At 66.9% G+C, this 19,141-nt stretch carries 15 protein-coding genes; 8 read left to right on the top strand and 7 right to left on the bottom strand.

Annotated elements, in window-relative coordinates; genetic code table 11:
• Positions 1-11: 11 nt before the first annotated feature.
• The 7 genes from pstA to BLIN9172_RS18735 form a co-directional block, all read right to left on the bottom strand.
• Positions 12-1,151, bottom strand: a complete 1,140-nt coding sequence (gene pstA / locus BLIN9172_RS08585; protein ID WP_101554716.1) for a phosphate ABC transporter permease PstA — start codon at positions 1,149-1,151, stop codon at positions 12-14.
• A gap of 14 nt (positions 1,152-1,165) precedes the next feature.
• On the bottom strand, positions 1,166-2,056 hold the full coding sequence (gene pstC / locus BLIN9172_RS08580; protein ID WP_101554715.1) for a phosphate ABC transporter permease subunit PstC: 891 nt from the start codon (positions 2,054-2,056) through the stop codon (positions 1,166-1,168).
• A gap of 244 nt (positions 2,057-2,300) precedes the next feature.
• Positions 2,301-3,401 carry a phosphate ABC transporter substrate-binding protein PstS gene (pstS, locus tag BLIN9172_RS08575; RefSeq protein ID WP_101554714.1) on the bottom strand — a complete coding sequence of 367 codons (1,101 nt, stop codon included), beginning with the start codon at positions 3,399-3,401 and terminating at the stop codon, positions 2,301-2,303.
• A gap of 235 nt (positions 3,402-3,636) precedes the next feature.
• Entirely contained in the window at positions 3,637-4,611 is a 975-nt protein-coding gene (locus BLIN9172_RS08570; protein WP_101554676.1) for an NUDIX hydrolase, read from the bottom strand.
• Complete coding sequence (locus BLIN9172_RS08565; RefSeq protein WP_240812068.1) at positions 4,608-6,752, bottom strand: RNA degradosome polyphosphate kinase; 2,145 nt, start codon at positions 6,750-6,752, stop codon at positions 4,608-4,610. The genes BLIN9172_RS08570 and BLIN9172_RS08565 overlap by 4 nt, the downstream gene beginning before the upstream one ends.
• A 4-nt stretch (positions 6,753-6,756) precedes the next feature.
• Positions 6,757-7,758 carry a mycothiol synthase gene (gene mshD, locus BLIN9172_RS08560; protein WP_101554674.1) on the bottom strand — a complete coding sequence of 334 codons (1,002 nt, stop codon included), beginning with the start codon at positions 7,756-7,758 and terminating at the stop codon, positions 6,757-6,759.
• Positions 7,755-8,645, bottom strand: coding sequence for a winged helix-turn-helix domain-containing protein (locus BLIN9172_RS18735; protein WP_101554673.1), 891 nt, complete (start codon positions 8,643-8,645; stop codon positions 7,755-7,757). The genes mshD and BLIN9172_RS18735 overlap by 4 nt, the downstream gene beginning before the upstream one ends.
• A 140-nt stretch (positions 8,646-8,785) precedes the next feature.
• Between BLIN9172_RS18735 and BLIN9172_RS08550 the strand changes: the two genes are divergently transcribed.
• The 8 genes from BLIN9172_RS08550 (at position 8,786) to BLIN9172_RS08515 (ending at position 19,112) form a co-directional block, all read left to right on the top strand.
• On the top strand, positions 8,786-9,589 hold the full coding sequence (locus BLIN9172_RS08550) for an ammonia permease (RefSeq protein ID WP_240812069.1): 804 nt from the start codon (positions 8,786-8,788) through the stop codon (positions 9,587-9,589).
• A 196-nt stretch (positions 9,590-9,785) separates the two neighbouring features.
• Positions 9,786-10,388 carry a heme-binding beta-barrel domain-containing protein gene (locus BLIN9172_RS08545; RefSeq protein WP_180956954.1) on the top strand — a complete coding sequence of 201 codons (603 nt, stop codon included), beginning with the start codon at positions 9,786-9,788 and terminating at the stop codon, positions 10,386-10,388.
• A gap of 1 nt (position 10,389) precedes the next feature.
• Complete coding sequence (gene ygfZ / locus BLIN9172_RS08540) at positions 10,390-11,595, top strand: CAF17-like 4Fe-4S cluster assembly/insertion protein YgfZ (RefSeq protein WP_101554671.1); 1,206 nt, start codon at positions 10,390-10,392, stop codon at positions 11,593-11,595.
• 207 nt (positions 11,596-11,802) lie between these two features.
• On the top strand, positions 11,803-13,167 hold the full coding sequence (gabT, locus tag BLIN9172_RS08535; protein WP_170286898.1) for a 4-aminobutyrate--2-oxoglutarate transaminase: 1,365 nt from the start codon (positions 11,803-11,805) through the stop codon (positions 13,165-13,167).
• A gap of 103 nt (positions 13,168-13,270) precedes the next feature.
• Positions 13,271-14,842 (top strand): sensor histidine kinase, encoded by a 1,572-nt coding sequence (locus BLIN9172_RS08530; RefSeq protein WP_101554669.1) that lies wholly within the window; start codon positions 13,271-13,273, stop codon positions 14,840-14,842.
• Positions 14,842-15,603: a response regulator transcription factor gene (locus BLIN9172_RS08525; protein ID WP_240812070.1), complete on the top strand. Its 762-nt coding sequence runs from the start codon at positions 14,842-14,844 to the stop codon at positions 15,601-15,603. The genes BLIN9172_RS08530 and BLIN9172_RS08525 overlap by 1 nt, the downstream gene beginning before the upstream one ends.
• Before the next feature lie 118 nt (positions 15,604-15,721).
• On the top strand, positions 15,722-17,491 hold the full coding sequence (locus tag BLIN9172_RS08520; RefSeq protein WP_101554668.1) for a PucR family transcriptional regulator: 1,770 nt from the start codon (positions 15,722-15,724) through the stop codon (positions 17,489-17,491).
• 121 nt (positions 17,492-17,612) lie between these two features.
• Positions 17,613-19,112, top strand: coding sequence for a type III PLP-dependent enzyme domain-containing protein (locus tag BLIN9172_RS08515; protein WP_101554667.1), 1,500 nt, complete (start codon positions 17,613-17,615; stop codon positions 19,110-19,112).
• Positions 19,113-19,141: the final 29 nt, after the last annotated feature.

Genomic DNA, 19,141 nt, shown 5'->3' with positions numbered 1-19,141 from the left:
GCAGTCGCCGGTCAGCGGCCGGCCTTCGGCGCGAGCACCTTCGCGATGATGCGGGCGAGCAGGTTGAGGACCATGACCAGGGCGACGAGCACGAGGGCTGCTGCCCAAGCGCGCTCCGAGCTGGCCAGGGCAGCGGCTCCCGGGGAGACCGGGCGCAGCTGCGAGTCGTAGATGAACGTCGGCAGCGTCGACATCCAACCGGAGAAGAGGTTCCAGTTGAGTGTCTTCGCGAACCCGGCGGTGACCATGATGGGGGCGGTCTCACCGATGACGCGGGCGATGGCGATGGTGACACCGGAGAGGATTCCCGACACCGAGGTGGGCAGAACGATCTTCACGATCGTCTTCCACTTCGGCACGCCCAGAGCGTAGGAGGCCTCGCGCAGGTCCATCGGCACCAGGCGGAGGATCTCCTCCGTATTGCGCACGACGATCGGAATCATCAGCACCGACAACGCCACCGCCGCAGTGAAGCCGGTCTTCGCGCTGCCGACGGAGTCCGGTGAGAAGAATCCGGCGATGGTCGAGAACAGAGCGAAGGCGAAGAGACCGGCGACGATTGAGGGGATGCCGGTCATCACATCGACGAGGAAGGTGATGGCCTTGCCCAGGCGGTTCTTGCCGGCGTATTCGACGAGGTAGATGGCGGTGAGCACGCCGATGGGGATCGAGATGATGCAGGCGGCGAGCGTGATGAGCACGGTGCCGACGATGGCGTGATAGAAACCACCGGCCAGAGAGGCCTCACCGGCGACGTACTGCTGGTCGAGGACGCCCTTCATGCCGAGCATGGTGCGGGTGAGCAGATCGCCGCTGATGGCGGACCCGCCCTTGGACACCGTCAGCCACAGCAGCGATGCGAGGGGAACACATGCGAGGACGAACGTCGAGGTCACGACGGTGGTCGCGATCCGGTCGACGGCCTTGCGGCGACCTTCGTAGGACGCGGAGACCGCAAAGACGGCGACCGCGTTGATGAGTCCGGCGAGGACGGCCACCACGGGGATGTTGAAGCCGCCGAACGCGATGAAACTGATGACGATCGCCACAAGGATCGACGCGATGGCGACGATCCACGGGGTCGCCTTCGGCAGCTGTTTGGAGGTCAGCTTCGCGGGTTTCGAAGCAGCCGCCTCGGTGGTGGTGTTCATGGTGGTCATTGGTCTCAACTTCCCTTCACCGAGGTGCGGGCGACAATCGCGCGGGCTCCCATGTTCACCAACAGGGTGATGACGAAGAGCACGAGGCCGACCGTGATGAGTTCGGACAGGCGCAGACCCGCGGCCTCGGGGAAGTTCTGCGCGATCTCGGAGGCGATGGTCTGGTTGCCGCTGACGACGAGCGACGCGGTGAGGACGCCGGGTGAGAGGATCATGGCCACGGCCATGGTCTCGCCGAGCGCGCGTCCGAGCCCGAGCATGGTGGCCGAGACGATGCCGGACTTACCGAAGGGCAGCACGGCCATGCGGATCATCTCCCAGCGGGTGGCGCCGAGTGCCAGGGCCGCCTCTTCCTGCAGCCGCGGGGTCTGGAGGAAGATCTCGCGCGTGAGGGAGGTGATGATCGGCAGGATCATGATCGAGAGCACGAGCGAGGCGGTGAGCATTGTGCGCCCGGTCTGCGACACCGACCCGTCCGCCCCGGGAGCGAAGATCGGAATCCAGCCGAACCAGGTCGACAGCCACAGGTAGAAGCCGGTGAGGTTGCCGGCCAGGGCGATGCCCCACAGACCGTAGACGACCGAGGGGATGGCCGCGAGGAGGTCGATGACGTACCCGAGCATAGGGGCGAGCCTGCGCGGGGCCATGTGCGTGGTGAACAACGCGATGCCGAGAGCGAAGGGAGTGGCAACGAGCAGTGCGATGGCTGCGGAGATGAGCGTGCCGATGACCAGCGGCCAGACGTAGGAGAAGAATCCCTTGCCGCCCGTGATCTGTGAGGGATCGCTGATCTGGGCGGCGATGGTGTCCTTCGACTGCGCCAGAAGGAACAGGGCGACTCCGGCGAGGATCACCAGGATCAGAATGCCGGCGATGAGTGTGGCGGCGGAGAAGATGCGGTCGCCGGGCCGGACGACTGCCTTCTGCTGCCGAGAGGCGGGGCTCTGCGGCGGCTTCTGCCCGGACTCGGACGTGGAGCCCGGCCCTGTGGGGCCTGGCTCAGTTGTCTCTGTGCTGATCGGCACAAGTACTCCTCGTGTGACTTGTGGTGAAACCGGTGCGGTTCCACAGGCGCGGAAAAGCGGCGCAGGGGTTCTGCGCCGCTCCCGACTGGCTATTTCTCCAGGTCAGAGGCTGAAATCAGCCTTCAACCTTGATCGAGTCGATGACTTCTTCGATCTGCTTGCGCAGGTCGTCCGACAGGGGTGCGGACCCGGCGGAATCGGCTGCGGACTTCTGTCCCTCTTCCGAGACCACGAACTTCTCCCAGGCCTTGACCATGTCCACGGTCTCCTGGTCCTTGTAGGACGAGCAGACGAGGTGGTAGGAGACGAGCACGATCGGGTAGGCACCGGACTCGGTGGTGTCGCGGGCCAGATCGAAGGCGAGGTCGCCTTCGCTGCGGCCTTCGACCCTCTCGGAGGCGTCGACGACCTTGGTCGCGGCTTCCGGGGAGAGCTCGACGAATTCGTCGCCGACCTTGACCTTGGCGGTGGAGAGTTCGCCGACGGCCGAGGCATCCGCGTAGCCGATGGCTCCGTCGGTGTCGGAGACGGTCTGGATGACACCGTCGGTGCCCTGCGCAGCCTCGCCGCCGTACTCCTTCGGGAAGTTGCCGTCGACCTCGGCGTCCCAGTCCTTCTCGGCGGCGGCCTTGAGGTACTCGGCGAAGTTCTCCGTGGTGCCCGAATCATCGGCACGGTGAACGGCGGTGATCTTGAGATCCGGCAGGTCGGCGTCCGGGTTGTCGGCCTTGATGGCCTTGTCGTTCCAGTTGGTGATGTCGCCCTTGAAGATCTTCGCCATCGTCTCGGGCGAGAGGTTGAGCTCGTCGACGCCCTTGACGTTGAAGGTCACGGCGATGGGGGAGATGTAGACGGGGAACTCGTAGGCTCCCTCGGCGCCGCAGGCTTCCTCTCCGGCCTTGACCTCGTCATCGTCGAGGTGGGCATCGGAGCCGGCGAACTGCGCGTTGCCGGCGAGGAACTGTTCACGGCCGGCACCCGATCCGTCGGGGGAGTAGTTGACGGTCACACCGGAGTTCTGCGAGGTGAAGTCCGCGGTCCAGGCATCCATGGCGGCCTTCTGCGAGGAGGCGCCGATGCCGGTCAGGGTGCCCTGCAGGTCGCTGTTGCCGCCGGAGGCCTCTTCACCGGTGGCGGACTGACCGCCGCAGGCCGAGAGGGTGATGGCGCCGACCGCGAGGATCGCAGCGGAGGGGGCGAGATGCTTCATCTTCACGTAGATGCCTTTCATGTTTGTGGACACAGCTCGAGAGTTCTCGATTGCTCGTCATCCACGCTAAGGATCACGCGTGAAGTGCAAGGAGTTGGAACGTGAATGGCAGGTGAACGAGCGGCGAAGGGTTGGAACCGCCGTGAGTGCTCGATCACAGCCCGCGCCGTTTTCATGAAAGGATCATTGTCGGGACCGGCAGTCCCTCACCGAGGCGGCCCGCCGTGGCTGCGAACCCCGATCAACTGTCGATGGGGCGGACGCGTTCGATCTCGACGATGCGCGGCACCGGTCCGGGGCGCACATAGGCGATGAGGACCTCGCCGGGTTTGAGGTACGGATCGTCCTTCGGCAGCTTCGCCTCGACACGTTTCGGGGAATGGGCGGCGTAGACGGAGAAGATCGTCGGCAGCACCGGCCGGTGCGTGCAGTAGATGATCGGTTTGCCCTTTGCCAGCAGCTTCTCGATATAGCGGACGGTCTTGTCCGGATTCGCAGCGGTCGCCTTCTCGCTGAGCGTCGACACCTTCTTGATCGATTTTCCCGTCGCCGCGGACAGCGGGGTCAGCGTCGCCATGCACCGCTTCCACGGACTCGAGGCGAGCTTGCGGACACCCCAGGCACCCAGCAGACCGGTCAGCGCCATGGCCTGTCGGGTGCCGAGTTTGAGCAGCGGACGCACGTGCTCGGTCTCGTACCATTTCGCACGCGGGAACGCCTTCCCATGGCGGACGAGGATGAGCGGCCACGCCCGCAGCGCGTCCGTCTCAGCGAACTTCTCCAAAGCGTCGAGCTGCTCCCGATCCGAGTACGACGTCAGCTTCGCCCGCGCCTTGTCGACTGGGAACCACGCGGCAGTGTCGACCTCCCGAGCGTTCAGCGGGGCGAAGTCAGCCTCGTCCTTGACTTCGGCCGACCAGTAGAAGACCTTCTTCAGCGTGTTCCTGCCGACCGTGTATTCGGCTGAGGGGAGCGGGATGCCGAGGTGGATGTCGAAGCCCGTCTCCTCCTTGACCTCGCGGATCGCGGCCTCCGGCAGTGTCTCGCCCGGGTCGACCTTGCCTTTGGGCCACGACCAGTCGTTGTACTTCGGGCGGTGGATGAGTGCCACCTCGAGTCCTTTCGGGCCCTGCCTCCAGCACACGGCCCCGGCCGCAAGGACATCGGCGCTCACGCGCGATGACGCCTGTGCCGAGGCGACCTCGGACTGACTCACGCCTCATCCCCGATTCGCCGGCGTATCCGGTGCCGACGGATGAGCTCCGTCTGATAGTCGCCGAGGAGGTTGCCCTCGTCGTCGTGGGTCCGCCGTGCCCATCGGCCGTCGCCGGCTAGGTCGAACGCCGAGGTGGTCGGGGCGAAGGCGAGATCGAAGAGTGCGATGATCTCCGCCCGGTGACCGTCGTCGACGATCTGCACGAGTGCTTCGACCCGTCGGTCGAGGTTGCGGTGCATCATATCGGCCGAACCGATGTAGACGATCGGGTCGCCGCCGTTGCCGAAGACGAAGGCGCGGGAGTGTTCGAGGAAGCGTCCGAGCACGGAACGCACGGTGATGTTCTCGCTCAGACCTGCGATGCCCGGGCGCAGGGCACAGATCCCGCGGACGAAGACTTCGACGGTGACCCCGGCCTGCGACGCCCGGTAGAGGGCATCGATGACGGCCTCGTCGACGATCGAGTTGACCTTGATCCGCACCTGTCCCTGTCCGCCGGACTGTGCGATCGCGATCTCGGAGTCGATGAGGTCGATGAGCCCGGTGCGCACAGTGCTGGGAGCGACGAGGAACCGGGAGTATTCGGACTTGGGTGCGTAGCCGGAGAGCTGGTTGAACAGCTTCGTCAGATCATCTGCGACGGCCCGATCGCGCGTCAGCAGTCCGAAGTCCTCATAGCCGCGGGCGGTCTTCGGATGGTAGTTGCCGGTGCCGACGTGGCAGTACCGGGCCAGCCCGTCGGCCTCCTGGCGGACAACGAGGGAGAGCTTCGCATGCGTCTTGAGCCCGACTATTCCGTAGACGACGTGGACGCCGGCGCGCTCCAGTTTGCGGGCCCACGTGATGTTGGCCTCCTCGTCGAACCGAGCCTTGATCTCGACGACGGCGAGCACCTGGATTCCGGACTGCGCGGCATCGACGAGGGCGTCGATGATCGGCGAATCTCCGGAGGTGCGGTAGAGCGTCTGCTTGATCGCCAGCACGTTCTTGTCCGACGCGGCCTGCTCGAGGAAGGCCTGCACGCTCGTGGAGAACGAATCGTAGGGGTGATGCAGCAGGATATCCCGGCTGGCGACGGCGTCGAAGACGTCGACCTGGTCGCTGGACTCCCGCAGCGACAGGTCCTTGTTCATCTGCGGGACCATCTTCGGATAGTGCAGGTCATCGCGCGGCACATCGGCGATATCGGACATGCCCGACAGGTCCAAGGGGCTGGGCAGGTGGTAGATCTCCGAATCGTGGATGCCCAGTTCGTCCTTGAGCATCTCGAGGACCCGGGGGTGGATGTTCTCCGTGATCTCCATCCGCACGGCAGGACCGAAGCGCCTGCGCAGGAGCTCCTTCTCCAGTGCCTTGAGCAGGTTCTCCGCATCGTCCTCCTCGACCTCGAGGTCCTCGTTGCGGGTGACGCGGAACGTCGAATGGTGGACGATCTCCATGCCGTCGAAGAGGGTGCCGAGGTGCTCGGCGATGATGTCCTCGAGGGCGACGAAGCGGGCGGGGACGTCGCGTCCGGCGGGTCGGTCGGTCGCCTCGGCGACGTTGAAGAACCGGGGCAGACGCGGGGGAACCTTGACGCGGGCGAAGAACTCCTTGCCCGTCTCCGGCGCGCGCAGGAGCACACCGAGGTTGAGCGAGAGGCCCGAGATATAGGGGAACGGGTGGGCCGGGTCGACGGCCAGCGGGGTGAGGACGGGATAGACGTGGCCGAAGAAGAATTCGTCGACGCGGTGCCGCTCATCCTCGGTGAGGTCTTCGACCTGGACCTTCGTGATCGATTCCGCGTCGAGGCGGGGCCCGATATCGTCTTTGAGCAGGGCGGCGTGCCGGCTCATCAGTTCGAATGCGCGCACTCCGATATCGTGCATGACCTGCGCGGGCATGCGGCCGGTGACGCTGGGCACGGCCAGTCCGGTGTTGATGCGGCGTTTGAGGCCGGCGACGCGGACCATGAAGAACTCGTCGAGGTTGGTCGCGAAGATCGAGAGGAACCGGACGCGTTCGAGCAGCGGGATCTCCGGATCCGAGGCGAGGTCGAGGACGCGTTCGTTGAAGGCCAGCCAGCTGAGTTCGCGATCGAGGAAACGATCTGCCGGTGCGGGCAGACCCAGTTCCCTGCCCGAGGCTGCGATGTCGTACAACGCTCTACTCCTTCTCGTTCGGCGCGGTGCCGGAATCGGTGCCGGTGGACTCCGCGGAGGCCGGTGCATAGGCCACGTGCGCGACCGCGACATGGAATCCCAGCCGCTCGTACAAGCCTAGCGCCGGGGCGTTGTCCGATTCGACGTAGAGTTCGATTGTCTGAGCTCCGGCGGCCACCATCCGTCGCATCCCCTCGACCGTCAGCGCCTTGCCCACGCCCTTGGCGTGAATGCGCGGATCGACACCGACCACATAGACCTCGCCGAGGCGGCCCTCGGTCTCCGTATCCGTGATCTTCGTCTGGTGGAATCCGATCACCTCACCGTCGCGGGCGGCGATGATGAAGGTGTCGGGTTCGAAGTCCGCGGCGGTGACGACGGCGTCGATATCGGCGCGGGTCTGGCCGCCCTGTTCGGGATGCCAGTCGAATGCGGAGTTGTTCACCGACAACCAGCCGTCCTCGTCGCCGGGAGCGAAGGAGCGGATCTCGACTCCCTCTGGACTCTGGGTCTCGGGCAGGGCGTCGAGGCTCAGTCCGGTGTCGGTGCGCATCTGATAGAGCACCCGGTCACGGCCGAGCCCGTGCTTCTGCGCGAGGTGCTTGGCCGCTGGATGGTCACCGTGCGACCAGCACCAGGCGTCGGGTTCTTCGTCGAGGATCGTCGCCAGCAGCCGCTCGCCGAGGCCCTGGCCGCGGTGGTCGGGGGCGATGAGGAATTCGGCGGCGTGACGATCGCCTTGCAGGGCGCGGATTCCGAAGCCGATGAGGTCGCCGGCGCTGTTACCGGAGCTGTCGCGAGTGTCGTCGCCGGCATAGAAGCGCCACACGCTCGAGGCGGTCTGTGCTTCGTGGGCGGTGTCCTCACCGGTGGCGATGGCCATGAGTCCGCCGGAGATCTCGGGAGCGCCATCGGTCGCCGCCACATCGTCGAGGAATTTGAGCTCATCCTCGGTGAGGGTGTCGATCGGTGTGGAGGTAATTGCCCCGCTGGCCTGGATTCTCATGCCGTCACGTCCTCTGAATCTGTGTCCGTGACGCTGTCGGCGCTGAAGCGGTAGCCGACGTTGCGTACGGTGTGGATGGCGTTCTCAAGGTCTTTGCCGAGTTTCGCACGGAGGCGGCGAACATGCACGTCAACGGTGCGGGTGCCGCCGAAGTAGTCATCGCCCCACACCGTGAGCAGGATGTCGTCGCGGGTGAAGACGCGTTCGGGGTGCATGGCGAAGAACTTCAGCAGGGCGAATTCTCGGTAGGTCAGATCGAGGCTGCGTCCGCCGAGTTCGGCGGTGAAGGCGGTCTCGTCGATGCGGAGGTCTCCGGTGACGACGACCATCGGCTCGCCGTCGGCGTTCAACAGCTCCTCACCCGCTTCGCCGAGGCGGCCGGACAGTCCGAGTCCGCTCTGCCTGGTCGTGCCGACGGGCCCGCGGCCCGTGCGGACCGGTCCCCAGCCCACTGCCCCGCCCTTCGCTCCCGGACGGCCGGATCCGGCCGTCCCGCCGGGGAAGCCGCTGGCGTGGGCGGCAGATGACGCTGTGTGACGGTCACGCGCCACGCGCAGCCGCGCTTCCACCTCGGCGGGGCCGGCCGTGGTGAGGATGAGGTCGGCCACCTGCCATTTCGCCGAGGCCGTCGCCAGTCCGCCCTCGCCGAGGACGACGATGACGGGTGCGCTGATCCGCGCCTCGGCGAGGAGCTCGGCGATGCGCGGGGCCAGGGACAGATCGAGACAGGCATCGGCGATGACGACATCGACCGCAGCGGCGTCGGCCTTGCGGTCGGGCAGATCCTCGGTGCCGCAGCGGTCGATCCGGTGGCCGAGGTACTGCAGGGATTCGGGAGCCAGGGGTGCATCGAGCCTGGCCGTGGGGCAGATGTGCAGGATCCGCATGTGCTGCCTCCACCTCCTCGGCGCCCGTCGTCTCAGCCTGTTGTCTGAGGAAGATTATAGCGATGCCTCAGCCGGGGCCGCTCCGCCGCACAACCGCCGATGGTTACCGCGGGTGCCATCCGATAAGGCACGATAGTGCTGTGATCAGATGGATTCGAGTAGCCGTCGCCCTGGTGTTGGTGCTGGCCCTGAGCGCCTCCGTGTACTGGGGCTATACGCTGTTCCTGCTGGCGACCGGGCTCATCGTCTTCGGCGTCGCCTACGGTTGGCCGCGCCTGACGGACTCCCCGCAGCCGCGGGCGACGTCGATCATGCTCGCCCTCTTCGGAATCGGCGGACTCTACGCCGCCTGGCACGACTCCACGGCGCCCTACCTCGACTGGCTGCCCGTGCTCGCGGGCCTGGGACTGCTGTGGACCTTCGTACAGAACCTCACCCGCGGAATCGGCGCCTCCTATGCCGTGGCGAACGTGTCCGCGCAGGTCTCCGGCCTCGTCATCGTCCTGTCGGCGAGCACCTGGGTCGCTGCGATCACGATCCCCGGTGACAAGGAGGCCATCGTCATCGGCCTCGCCTCACTCATCGTGGCGCAGTGCATGACCGCGCTGCCGTGGCCGGCGATCTACACCTCGCCGCTGGCCATCGTCATGTCCACGGCCGTAGCGGGAATCCTGTCGGTGCTCGTGTTCGCACCGGCGCTCTCCCTGGCCTCGGCGCTCAGCCTCGGTGTCGTCATGGGGCTGCTCGTCGCGGCGGTCGATCGGATGCTCGGGCTCGTCGCCTATGCGAAGTTCCAGGCCGCCAACCTCGAGGCCTCGCAGAACATCGAGGTGAAGAAGAACGTCGAGAAGGCGCGCAGCTTCGCCGTGCAGCTCGCCCTCGGTGCCGCTCCGATCGCCCTCGGCGGAGTCGTCGTCTACGCTCTCGAACGCCTCGCCTCCTGATCTGGGCGGCGGCGCTGTTCCGCGGCCCTGGGCTGGATGCACATCACTTTGTCAGGAACTGTAGACTGGGAGCATGGAAAATCTTGTTGCTCTCGAAATCGTCTTCACCAGCCTCGTCGGCGTTGCCGCTCTCGGTGCCCTGGGTGTGGGGATCAAGGTCGTCACGGCGCTGTTCAAAGACAACCGCTGATCCCTTATGGTGATCGAACTCGATACCTCGGTCCATCCCGAGCTCGTCCCGCTGTCCTGGCTGATCGGGTCGTGGGAAGGCGTCGGTGTCGTCGGCTATGCGGACACTCCTGAGAAGCAGTTCGGCCAGCGCATCGACTTCGTCGCCCATGAGGGCACGCCCTTCCTGCAGTACACCGCGCATGCGTGGCTGCTCAGCGAATCCGGAGAACTCGACTCGACTCTGACTCTCGAGACCGGAATCTGGCAGCTCGTGCGCCAGCACGACGACGGCGACGTCGGCCCGGGGATGATGGTGCCGACCGAACCGCAGAGCTTCACCTCGGCCGCCGCGGTCGAGACCCTGCGCACGAACGATGACGCCTTCGAGATCGAAGCCGAGATCGTCCATCCGCACGGTGTCATGGAACTCTATGCCGGCACCGTCAAGGGCCCGCGCATCGACCTGGCCACCGATGTGGTGGCGCGCACGAAGACCGCGAAGGAGTACACCGCTTCGACGCGGATGTACGGCCTCGTCGGCGGCGAACTCATGTGGGCCTGGGACATGGCAGCCATGGGCCACGAACTCGCCTCCCATTCCTCTGCCAGATTGAAGAAGCTGTCGTAAGATGACTGATCCCGTGTCGCCGAATTCTGATGTCAACGATTCGCCGTCGCCGGAGAACACCCCCACTCAGCCGGTGCGGCGCTCGTCGCTGGCTCGCGGACTGAGCTCGACCGCGGTGCTCGGGGCCGGCGACCTCGCCGAGACGCCCATCCACTACGGAGCCTCCCTGCGTGAGCAGCGGGTGCTCGCGGAGAAGGACGGTCTCGTCGACCTCGCCCACCTCCGCGTGCTGCGTCTGAACGGACCCGACCGTCTGACCTGGCTGAACTCGATCACCACGCAGAAGATCGACAACCTGGCGCCCGGTGTGTCCACCGAAACCCTCGTGCTCGACCCGAACGGTCGCATCGAGGGCTGGCTCAGGCTCGTCGACGACGGTGAGGCCCTGTGGGCGATCAGCGATCTCGACACCGACGCAACCCTGGACTTCCTGCGCAAGATGGTCTTCATGATGCGTGTTGAGATCGAGGACCTCAGCGACGACTACCAGTGCTTCGGCGCCATCACCTCACTGCCGGAAGCTCTGCCCGTCACCCGGACCTGGTCCGACCCATGGCCGCATATCGGCAGCGGTTCGGCCTCCTATGCGCAGATCGACATCGGCAAGGACGTCGCCGGCACCGACCACCCCGGGCTCGAGACTCCGTTCGTCATCGGCATCGTCAAGCGCTCCGACCTGCAGGGGTTGTCTGCGAACAGCTTCGACATGGCCGGCTTCGACGCTTGGGAGGCGCTGCGAATCGCCGCGTGGCGGCCGGGCCGGAACGAGATCGACCACAAAGCCCTCGTCGGCGAACTCGACCTGCTGCGCACGGCCGTGCACCTGGCCAAGGGCTGCTACCGGGGTCAGGAAGCGGTGGCCCGCGTTCACAATCTCGGTCAGCCGCCTCGGCGATTGACCTTCGTTCATCTTGACGGGTCCGGGCATATCGCCCCGGATCCCGGCACCGAGGCGCTCGCCGAGGTCCGCGGGTCCGAACGCTCCGTGGGCGCTCTGACCTCGGTGACCGTGCATTGGGAGCTCGGACCGATCGGTCTGGCCGTGGTCAAGCGGAACCTGGCCCCCGAGGCGCAGCTGAGCTTCGAAATCGGCGACGGCGAACGCGTCATCGGTGCTCAGGAGACGATCGTCGTGCCGATGCGCGAACACGAGAGCGTGCTTCCGGCACGTAACAAGGACGTCGACGCCCGCAGCCATAACCGCTGATTCCCGGGAGCGTCGGGGACCACCCGGCGCTGTTTCCGCCTTCGCTGTCGGCCATCCGCAATGAGGATTCGGCCGCCGGCACACGACAACGGATTCCGTACCCGATCGGTGCCGAATCAACGGGTTCGTCTCGCCGCGGAGAGCGGTTGTGCTCAGCCCTCGGACGGCAGGTGACAAAAACCGTCGTTTGCCCCTATTCTTCCCCTTATGACAGCTTTGGAGATTGGCGGCGAAGCTCTGCCGCAGGAACGTAAGATCGTCACCGAGATTCCGGGACCGAAGTCCCGTGAGATCGAGGAACGTCGCAAGTCAGCAGTGGCGACCGGTGTCGGCTCGAGCCTGCCCGCCTACGTGGTGGCGGCCGGCGGCGGCATCCTCAAGGACGCCGACGGCAACCAGCTCATCGACCTCGGATCGGGAATCGCCGTGACCACGGCCGGCAACTCGAACCCCCGCGTGGTCGAGGCCGCGAAGGCCCAGCTCGAGGCCTTCACCCACACCTGCTTCATGGTCAACCCGTACGAGAGCTACGTCGAGGTCGCCGAAGCTCTCAACCGTCTGACCCCCGGTGATCACGAGAAGCGCACCGTGCTGCTCAACTCCGGTGCCGAGGCTGTCGAGAACGCCGTGAAGATCGCTCGCGCCCACACCGGCCGCGATGCCGTCGTCGTCTTCGACCACGCCTACCACGGCCGGACGAATCTGACCATGGCGATGACCGCGAAGGCCGCCCCCTACAAGGCCGGCTTCGGTCCCTTTGCCGGTGAGGTCTACCGCGCACCCATGTCCTACCCGTACCGCGACAACGACGCGGCCGGCACGAAGATCAGCGGTGAGGACGCGGCCAAGCGCGTCATCACGATGATCGAGAAGCAGATCGGCTCCGAGTACGTCGCCGCGATCGTCATCGAACCCATCCAGGGTGAGGGCGGCTTCATCGTTCCGGCCGAGGGCTTCCTGCCCACGCTCGTCGACTACGCCCGTGAAAAGGGCATCGTCTTCGTCGCCGATGAGGTGCAGGCCGGATTCGCGCGCACCGGCAAGATGTTCGCCTCCGAGTGGGAGGGCATCGTGCCCGACCTCATCACCACGGCCAAGGGCATCGCCGGCGGTCTGCCGCTGTCGGCCGTGACCGGTCGCGCGGACATCATGGACTCGGTCGGACCGGGTCGCCTCGGCGGAACCTACGGCGGCAACCCCACGGCCTGTGCCGCTGCCCTCGGTGCGATCGCCGCGTACGAAGAGGACGGACTGGCCGATCGGGCCGGGCACATCGGTGAGATCCTCGTCGACCGTCTGACGAAGCTGCAGTCGAAGTACCCCGAGGTCGGCGACATCCGCGGCCGCGGCGCCATGATCGCCGCCGAGTTCGTCGAGCGCGACTCGATCGAACCGAACGCGGACCTGGTCAAGAAGGTCGCGGACTACTGTGCGAAGAACGGCGTCCTCGTGCTCGTCACGGGAACCTTCGGCAACATCCTGCGCTTCCTGCCGCCGCTGACGATCTCCGACGAGCTGCTGAACGACGCCTTCGACGTCATCGAGGCCGCCCTCGCCGACCTCCTCAGCTGAAATCCCCCTAGTTACTACCTGACGGCGGCCCAGCAACCTCGCGCAAGGTTGCTGGGCCGCCGTCAGGTAGTTCGGGGGGTGCAGTTGTAGCACAATAGGGGCCATGACATCAGAGATCGACGGCGCGACCGGCACGTCAGCGAGCGTCCCGGCCCGACTGTGGCACTTCCTCCGGGGACCGCGCTTCATCGACCTGCCGATCCGCCTGCTGGCACTCATCATGGGGTTGACGATCCTTGTCCCCGGCTCCTTCGAGATCACCGAACCCCGCTACGCAGGCCTGCTCGTCCTCGCCTACGGACTCATCGTCTTGGCCGCGTTCCTGCCGCTGAGCATCGTCATCGCGACGACCGGTCTGGGCATCGGGTTCTCCATGCTCTACCCGGACCTGGAGAACATGTTCCCCGAGGCGCTCATCCTCGCCACCGCGGTCCTGATCAGCCGCCGTCGCTGGATCGGGTTTGCGCTGGGAACCCTCGGACTGGCCGTCTACCTCGGCGCATCGACCCGACTCGGGTCCTATGACGCCGGCTTCGAAGGACTCACCGACCTCGGCTACGGCTGGCTGACCTATTCGATCCTCGGCCTGTGCGCGTCCTTCGTCGAGGCCCGAATCCGCAGTGAGATCGACCGCCGCGAACGCGCCGCCGTCGACCACCAGAAATCACTCGACGCCATGCGCGCCCGGTTCACCAGCGATATGCACGACACCATCTCGCACTCGCTGACCACCGAATCCGCGATCATCGGCACCCTCGCGAAGGAAAGCGACTCCGAGACCGCTGACCGCCTCGTCGCCGAGCTGGCGCTGGTCAACGCCGAAGCCACCAAACGGCTCCGGCAGCTGGTGACGAGCCTGAGCAGGTGGGAGACCGAGAGCTGCACCGGGGACTGCGGGACCTCCCGGATCCGCTTCCGCGCCGAGGCGGAGCAGCTGGCGACCGCGATCGAAGACGGGTGCGCGGCCGGGCGCGTTCCCCTGACCACCGAACTCTCTCCGCTGCCGACCCATGCGACCGGAACGCTGTCGCACCATTTCCGGGCCGTCATGCTCGAGCTCGCCACGAACGTCATCCGCCACTCCGTCCCCGGCACCCCCGCTACCCTCGTCGTCGAAATGCGAGACGGCAGCGGCAGCCGAGCCGAACTGCTCTGCCGCAGCACGAACGCATCCCCGACCGCGCTGACCCGGGCCCCGCGGTCTCTGTCCCGCCGTGCCACGGCCATGGGCGGCGTCTGCCGGGTGGACGAGGATGAACGGAGGAGAGCCGTCGTCGAGGTGGCCCTGCCGATCCGTTTCATCACCCATTCCGCATCGGCTTCCTCGAAATCGGATACCGCGCGGTCTTCCTCGAACGCGGACACGATCGACGTCGTCGATGACGACTTCGACACCAGCGCTGTGTCGTCAAGTGCAGAGAATCCTGGTGCCACCTCGGCTGAGGCACCGGGAGCCGATCACAGTGCCGATTCGGCCTCAGGCGCAGGCGGGGTGGGCGCGTTGGAGGCGACCGGTGCCGAGGCTCCCGATCGACTCACGGGCACGGACACCGCTGGATCCGGCATCTCGGGCGAGGCGACCTACCGCCTCAGTAACGGCAGCCACAGCCACGGCAGCCACAGCAGCGGCAATGCCCGCCGTACGAAGGGCGGCCGGGGCAAGGTCGACGCCTGATGACGGCGCACACTTACCCGGCCCCGCACCGGATCTCGGAGGCGACCCCTCACGTGAGACCGGAGGCGACCATGCCGCAGGCCGACCAAGACGTGAGCCCTGAACCCGCCGCACGCACCTCCGTCCTCGTCGTCGATGACGATTCGTGGACGACACGAGCGGTGGCCGCGACGCTGGAGGATGCGGGTTCCTTCCGTGTGCTCGACCCCGTCCACTCCGGCGAGGAGGCCATCGCCGCCTTCGCCGCCGAGCGTCCCGACCTCGTCCTCATGGACGTCAACATGCCGCCGGGAATGAGCGGCGTCGATGCAACGGCAGCGATCATCGACCTCGACCTCGACGCCCGAGTCGTGCTCCTGACGACCGTGTCGCCCGGGCCCGGAATCGCCCGCGGACTCGAGGCCGGCGCACTCGCCGTGGTCAACAAGACGGCAGGGGAGAGGGAACTCGTCTCGATCGTGGGGGCCGCCTCGGCAGGCGAGAGCCCCGAACTGCTCAAAGGCTTGGCCGAGGACATCGTCATCAGCGGTGACCAGCTGCCCGACGCCCCCGGCGCGGCCCCGCAGCTGACCGCGCGCGAGATGGATCTGCTCACCCTGCTCTGCCAGGGACACGGCTACGAAGAGATCGCCGACGCCCAATCGGTGGCCATGTCCACCGTGAAATCGCACGCCCGCAACCTCCGCCTCAAACTGGGCGCACGCAACCTCGCCCAACTCGTCGTCCGTGCCCTCCAGTTCAAGTTCTTCTCCCCGGAATGACCCATCCCGCCGAGGCGGCTCGTCCGGTTCCTTCCGCATCGCCGAGGCGCGCGGTCCTGACGACGCAGACCCTCCCGGCCGCAGCCGACCATGGTCGGCCGTTGACTACAGTGGGAGCATGACCGACACCGCGAGTCCGCGACTGTCCCGACTGATCCGGGACACGGAGGGGTTCCTCCTGCCGCTGACCGAGATGGCCGGCGACGCCGTAGTCGCTCGAGTCGAATTCGGCTTCGACCTGCCGACGACTCCCACGCAGACGTCGGCTGCACTGCACGCCGGCTCGCCTGCCGGCCCGCCCACCGCTTCGCCCACCGAGGCGGTCGGCCACGCCTCCCTGACCGGGACCGTCGTCCTCGTCACCGAACCGGTGAGCAGTCCTGCCGGACTCGACGCGGTGCTGGCAGGCTATGCGGGCGCCGCCGCCCTCGTCGTTCCGCCCGGAACGCACGGCCACCTCGGCGACGGGATCGAACTGAGGGGGAGTGAGGGCCGGGTTCCGGTCCTCCTCGAACGCTCGCCGCATGTGACCTGGTCGGAGATCCTCGTGCATCTGCGGCAGCTCACGGAGGGCGCGACGAGCGCCCTGGCCCGGCCCGATGTCGACGACCTCAGCGCACTGGCCGCCGTCATCGCCGAGACCACGGGCGCATCGATCACGATCGAGGACCCGGCCTCGCGTGTGCTCGCGCATGCCAACCTCGGCGGCGAACTCGACGAGATCCGACGCGAGACGATCCTGTCCGGGGCCATTCCCGACTGGCGGATCGCCGAGCTCGAGGCATCGGGGTTCCTCGACACGATCCGCCGTTCGACCGACGTCGTCGAACGGCCCGCCGAAGGCACATCACCGGCCCGGTCGGTCATCGCGCTGCGCAGCGAAGGCGAGCTCATCGGCACGATCTGGGCGGCCTACCCGGCCGAGGTCGACCACGAACCGCTGCGCGAGGTGCTGCGCGATGCCGCCCGCGCGGCCCTGCCCGTGATGCTGCGGACACTGCGCCGGTCGCCGTTCGAGAAGCGCATCCGTCGGGAGGCGCTCGGTGCGATCCTCGCCGGTTCGGCCGACCTCGGTCCGTCGGCGACCCTGCTGTCACTGCCGTTCTCCGGTAGCTTCTGCGTCCTCGCCTTCACCGAGTCGGCCCCCGACCGAGAGCCCGTCCTGCGGTTCCATCTCCGGGCCGCCTTCGCCGATGCCGTGCTCTCCCGGATCGAGTCGGGCACAGGCGCACATCTCGCGGCACTCGTGCAGATGAGCGAGCCGACGGATGCGGCGCAGATCCGCGACCACGTGCTCTCTGCCCTGCGGCGATCGCTGCCGAGCGACGAGGCGCTCAGCTTCGGTGTCGGCTCTCCCGTCGACCGCCTCGACGAAGTGCATCGCTCGTGGTCCGAGGCCGTATACGTCGTCGACGCCGTGCACGGCAGGAGGCGCGGCCTCGGCTGCCGAGGACGGGGTGCCATGAGCGGAGGCCCTGCGAGCGGCGGCGACGAGGAAGCCCCGACCATCGTCGGAGCGACCGTCGAGGATGCGGCGGCCGAAGTCATCGGACTGCGCGTGGCCGATACGCTGCTGGCCGTCGAGCGCGATGCGCACGGCGGAGAACCCGCTGGTCGCAGCGGCGATATCGGCAGCATCGCACGGCCGGCTCGGGCGCTGGCCGGGCATGACGCGCAGCACAACGGCAGCCTGCTCGAGACGCTGCGGGTCTATTTCGCCACGGTCGGCAACTCCGCCGAGGCGTCCCGTCGGCTGCACGTGCATACGAATTCGCTGCGGCACCGCCTGGGGCGGATCGAGGAGATCACGGGTCTGTCGACGGCCGAGCCGGCCGAGAGGCTGTGGCTCGAGCTCTCGGTGCTCGCCCACGATCGCGCGGGCGGCTGAAGGCTTGAGGAGTCGTGTCGTGGGAAACCGACAATCGATCCCCGGGAAGTTTGGTGAATTATTGTTCGTTCGTCGAGGTCGACCGTCCTAGAGTGACAGCAGATCACAAACAGAGGACGTCATGCCCAACAGTCACCACTCGATCGCCGACGGTCGAGCACAGGCGATCAGAGCGATCGCCGAGAACAGCCAGCCCCTCACCGACCGCACCCCTGCCGTGGCGGGGCGAGCCAACCGCACCGACGACACCCCTGCCGAGACGCGCGGAGTCGATCGCACCACCGCAAGCGGTTCCGCTCCCGCGGGCGTGCCCTCCCTGTCGGACGGCGTGCCTGCCCTATCGGAGGGCGTGCCGGCCCTGCCGGATGGTGTGCCGGCGCTCTCGGATCGGGAGCCCGTGCTCGGGCTCATGGATCTCGATGCCATCGATACCGCGTTCGAGCGGCTCACTTCGGCGTTCGATTCGGACCATGAGGTGCTCCACGCGGTGGCCTGCAAAGCCGTGCCGCTGCGTTCGCTGCTCGAGCGCTATGCGCAGCAGGGCGCCGGATGCGAAGTCGCCAGCCCCGGCGAACTCGAACTCGCCCTGGCCGCCGGGTTCGCTCCCGAACGGATCGTCTTCGACTCCCCGGCCAAGACCTGGACGGAACTGCGTCGGGCCGTCGACCTGGGCGTGTCGATCAACGTCGACAACTTCGACGAACTCGCCCGCCTCGACCTGCTTCTGGAAGACAGACGACCGACCGTCGACGAAGTACGGATCGGAATCAGGATCAATCCGCAGTCGGGCACAGGCACGATCGGGGCGCTGAGCACCGCCACAGAGACGTCGAAATTCGGCATCGGACTCGCCGATCCCGGAGCCCGCGAAGCTGTGATCGAGGCCTATCTGGCGCGGCCCCGGCTGAATCAGATCCACGTGCACTCGGGTTCTCAGGGCATCAGTCTCGAGCGCGCCGCCGTCGGAATCCGCACCGCGGTCGACCTCGCGCAGGAGGTCAACGCGCGTGCCGGGACGCGGCAGATCACCCGCATCGATATCGGGGGAGGCCTGTCGGTGAACTTCGACGGCGAGGACATCACCCCGACCTTCGCCGACTACCGTGCGGTGCTCGAACAGCAGGTCCCCGACCTGTTCGACTTCGACATCGTCACCGAATTCGGGCGTGCACTGTTGGCCAAGGCCGGCACCGTCCTCACCCGCGTCGAGTACGCGAAGACCAGCGGCGGGCGCCGCATCGCCATGACTCACGCAGGCGTCCAGGTCGCCACCCGCACCGCCTACGCTCCGCACGACTGGCCGCTGCGGATCATGCCGTTCACCGGTGACGGGGAACCGAAGATCGCCGAGGCGGTGCCCACTGATGTCGCCGGGCCCGCGTGCTTCTCCGGGGATCTGCTCGCTCGGGACCGTTCGCTGCCGCGCCTCGACGTCGGCGACCTCGTCGCCGTGCCCGAGACCGGCGCCTACTACTTCTCCAACCCCTTCTCCTACAATCTGCTCCCGCGCGTGCCCGTCTACGGGTACCGCACCGGGGACGGGGGCGAACCGCGATTCGTCGTCATCCGACGGGGCCAGACGATCGACGAGATCCTCGCCGAGGCGGGGCCGCGGTGGTGATCGGCGCGGACCTGAGGACTTCAGGCGAC

This window comes from Brevibacterium linens ATCC 9172 (genome assembly GCF_900169165.1).
Taxonomy (GTDB): Bacteria; Actinomycetota; Actinomycetes; order Actinomycetales; family Brevibacteriaceae; genus Brevibacterium; species Brevibacterium linens.
The sequence above is the reverse complement of the archived record's forward strand: the minus strand, read 5'-3'. Positions and strand labels throughout refer to the sequence as shown.

Excerpts from the sequence above, each read along its gene's own strand:
- pstA (WP_101554716.1), bottom strand. The coding sequence starts at position 1,151 with ATGAACACCACCACCGAGGCGGCTGCTTCGAAACCCGCGAAGCTGACC.
- mshD (WP_101554674.1), bottom strand. The coding sequence starts at position 7,758 with ATGAGAATCCAGGCCAGCGGGGCAATTACCTCCACACCGATCGACACC.
- BLIN9172_RS18735 (WP_101554673.1), bottom strand. The coding sequence starts at position 8,645 with ATGCGGATCCTGCACATCTGCCCCACGGCCAGGCTCGATGCACCCCTG.
- BLIN9172_RS08545 (WP_180956954.1), top strand. The coding sequence starts at position 9,786 with ATGGTGATCGAACTCGATACCTCGGTCCATCCCGAGCTCGTCCCGCTG.
- ygfZ (WP_101554671.1), top strand. The coding sequence starts at position 10,390 with ATGACTGATCCCGTGTCGCCGAATTCTGATGTCAACGATTCGCCGTCG.
- gabT (WP_170286898.1), top strand. The coding sequence starts at position 11,803 with ATGACAGCTTTGGAGATTGGCGGCGAAGCTCTGCCGCAGGAACGTAAG.
- BLIN9172_RS08530 (WP_101554669.1), top strand. The coding sequence starts at position 13,271 with ATGACATCAGAGATCGACGGCGCGACCGGCACGTCAGCGAGCGTCCCG.
- BLIN9172_RS08525 (WP_240812070.1), top strand. The coding sequence starts at position 14,842 with ATGACGGCGCACACTTACCCGGCCCCGCACCGGATCTCGGAGGCGACC.
- BLIN9172_RS08520 (WP_101554668.1), top strand. The coding sequence starts at position 15,722 with ATGACCGACACCGCGAGTCCGCGACTGTCCCGACTGATCCGGGACACG.
- BLIN9172_RS08515 (WP_101554667.1), top strand. The coding sequence starts at position 17,613 with ATGCCCAACAGTCACCACTCGATCGCCGACGGTCGAGCACAGGCGATC.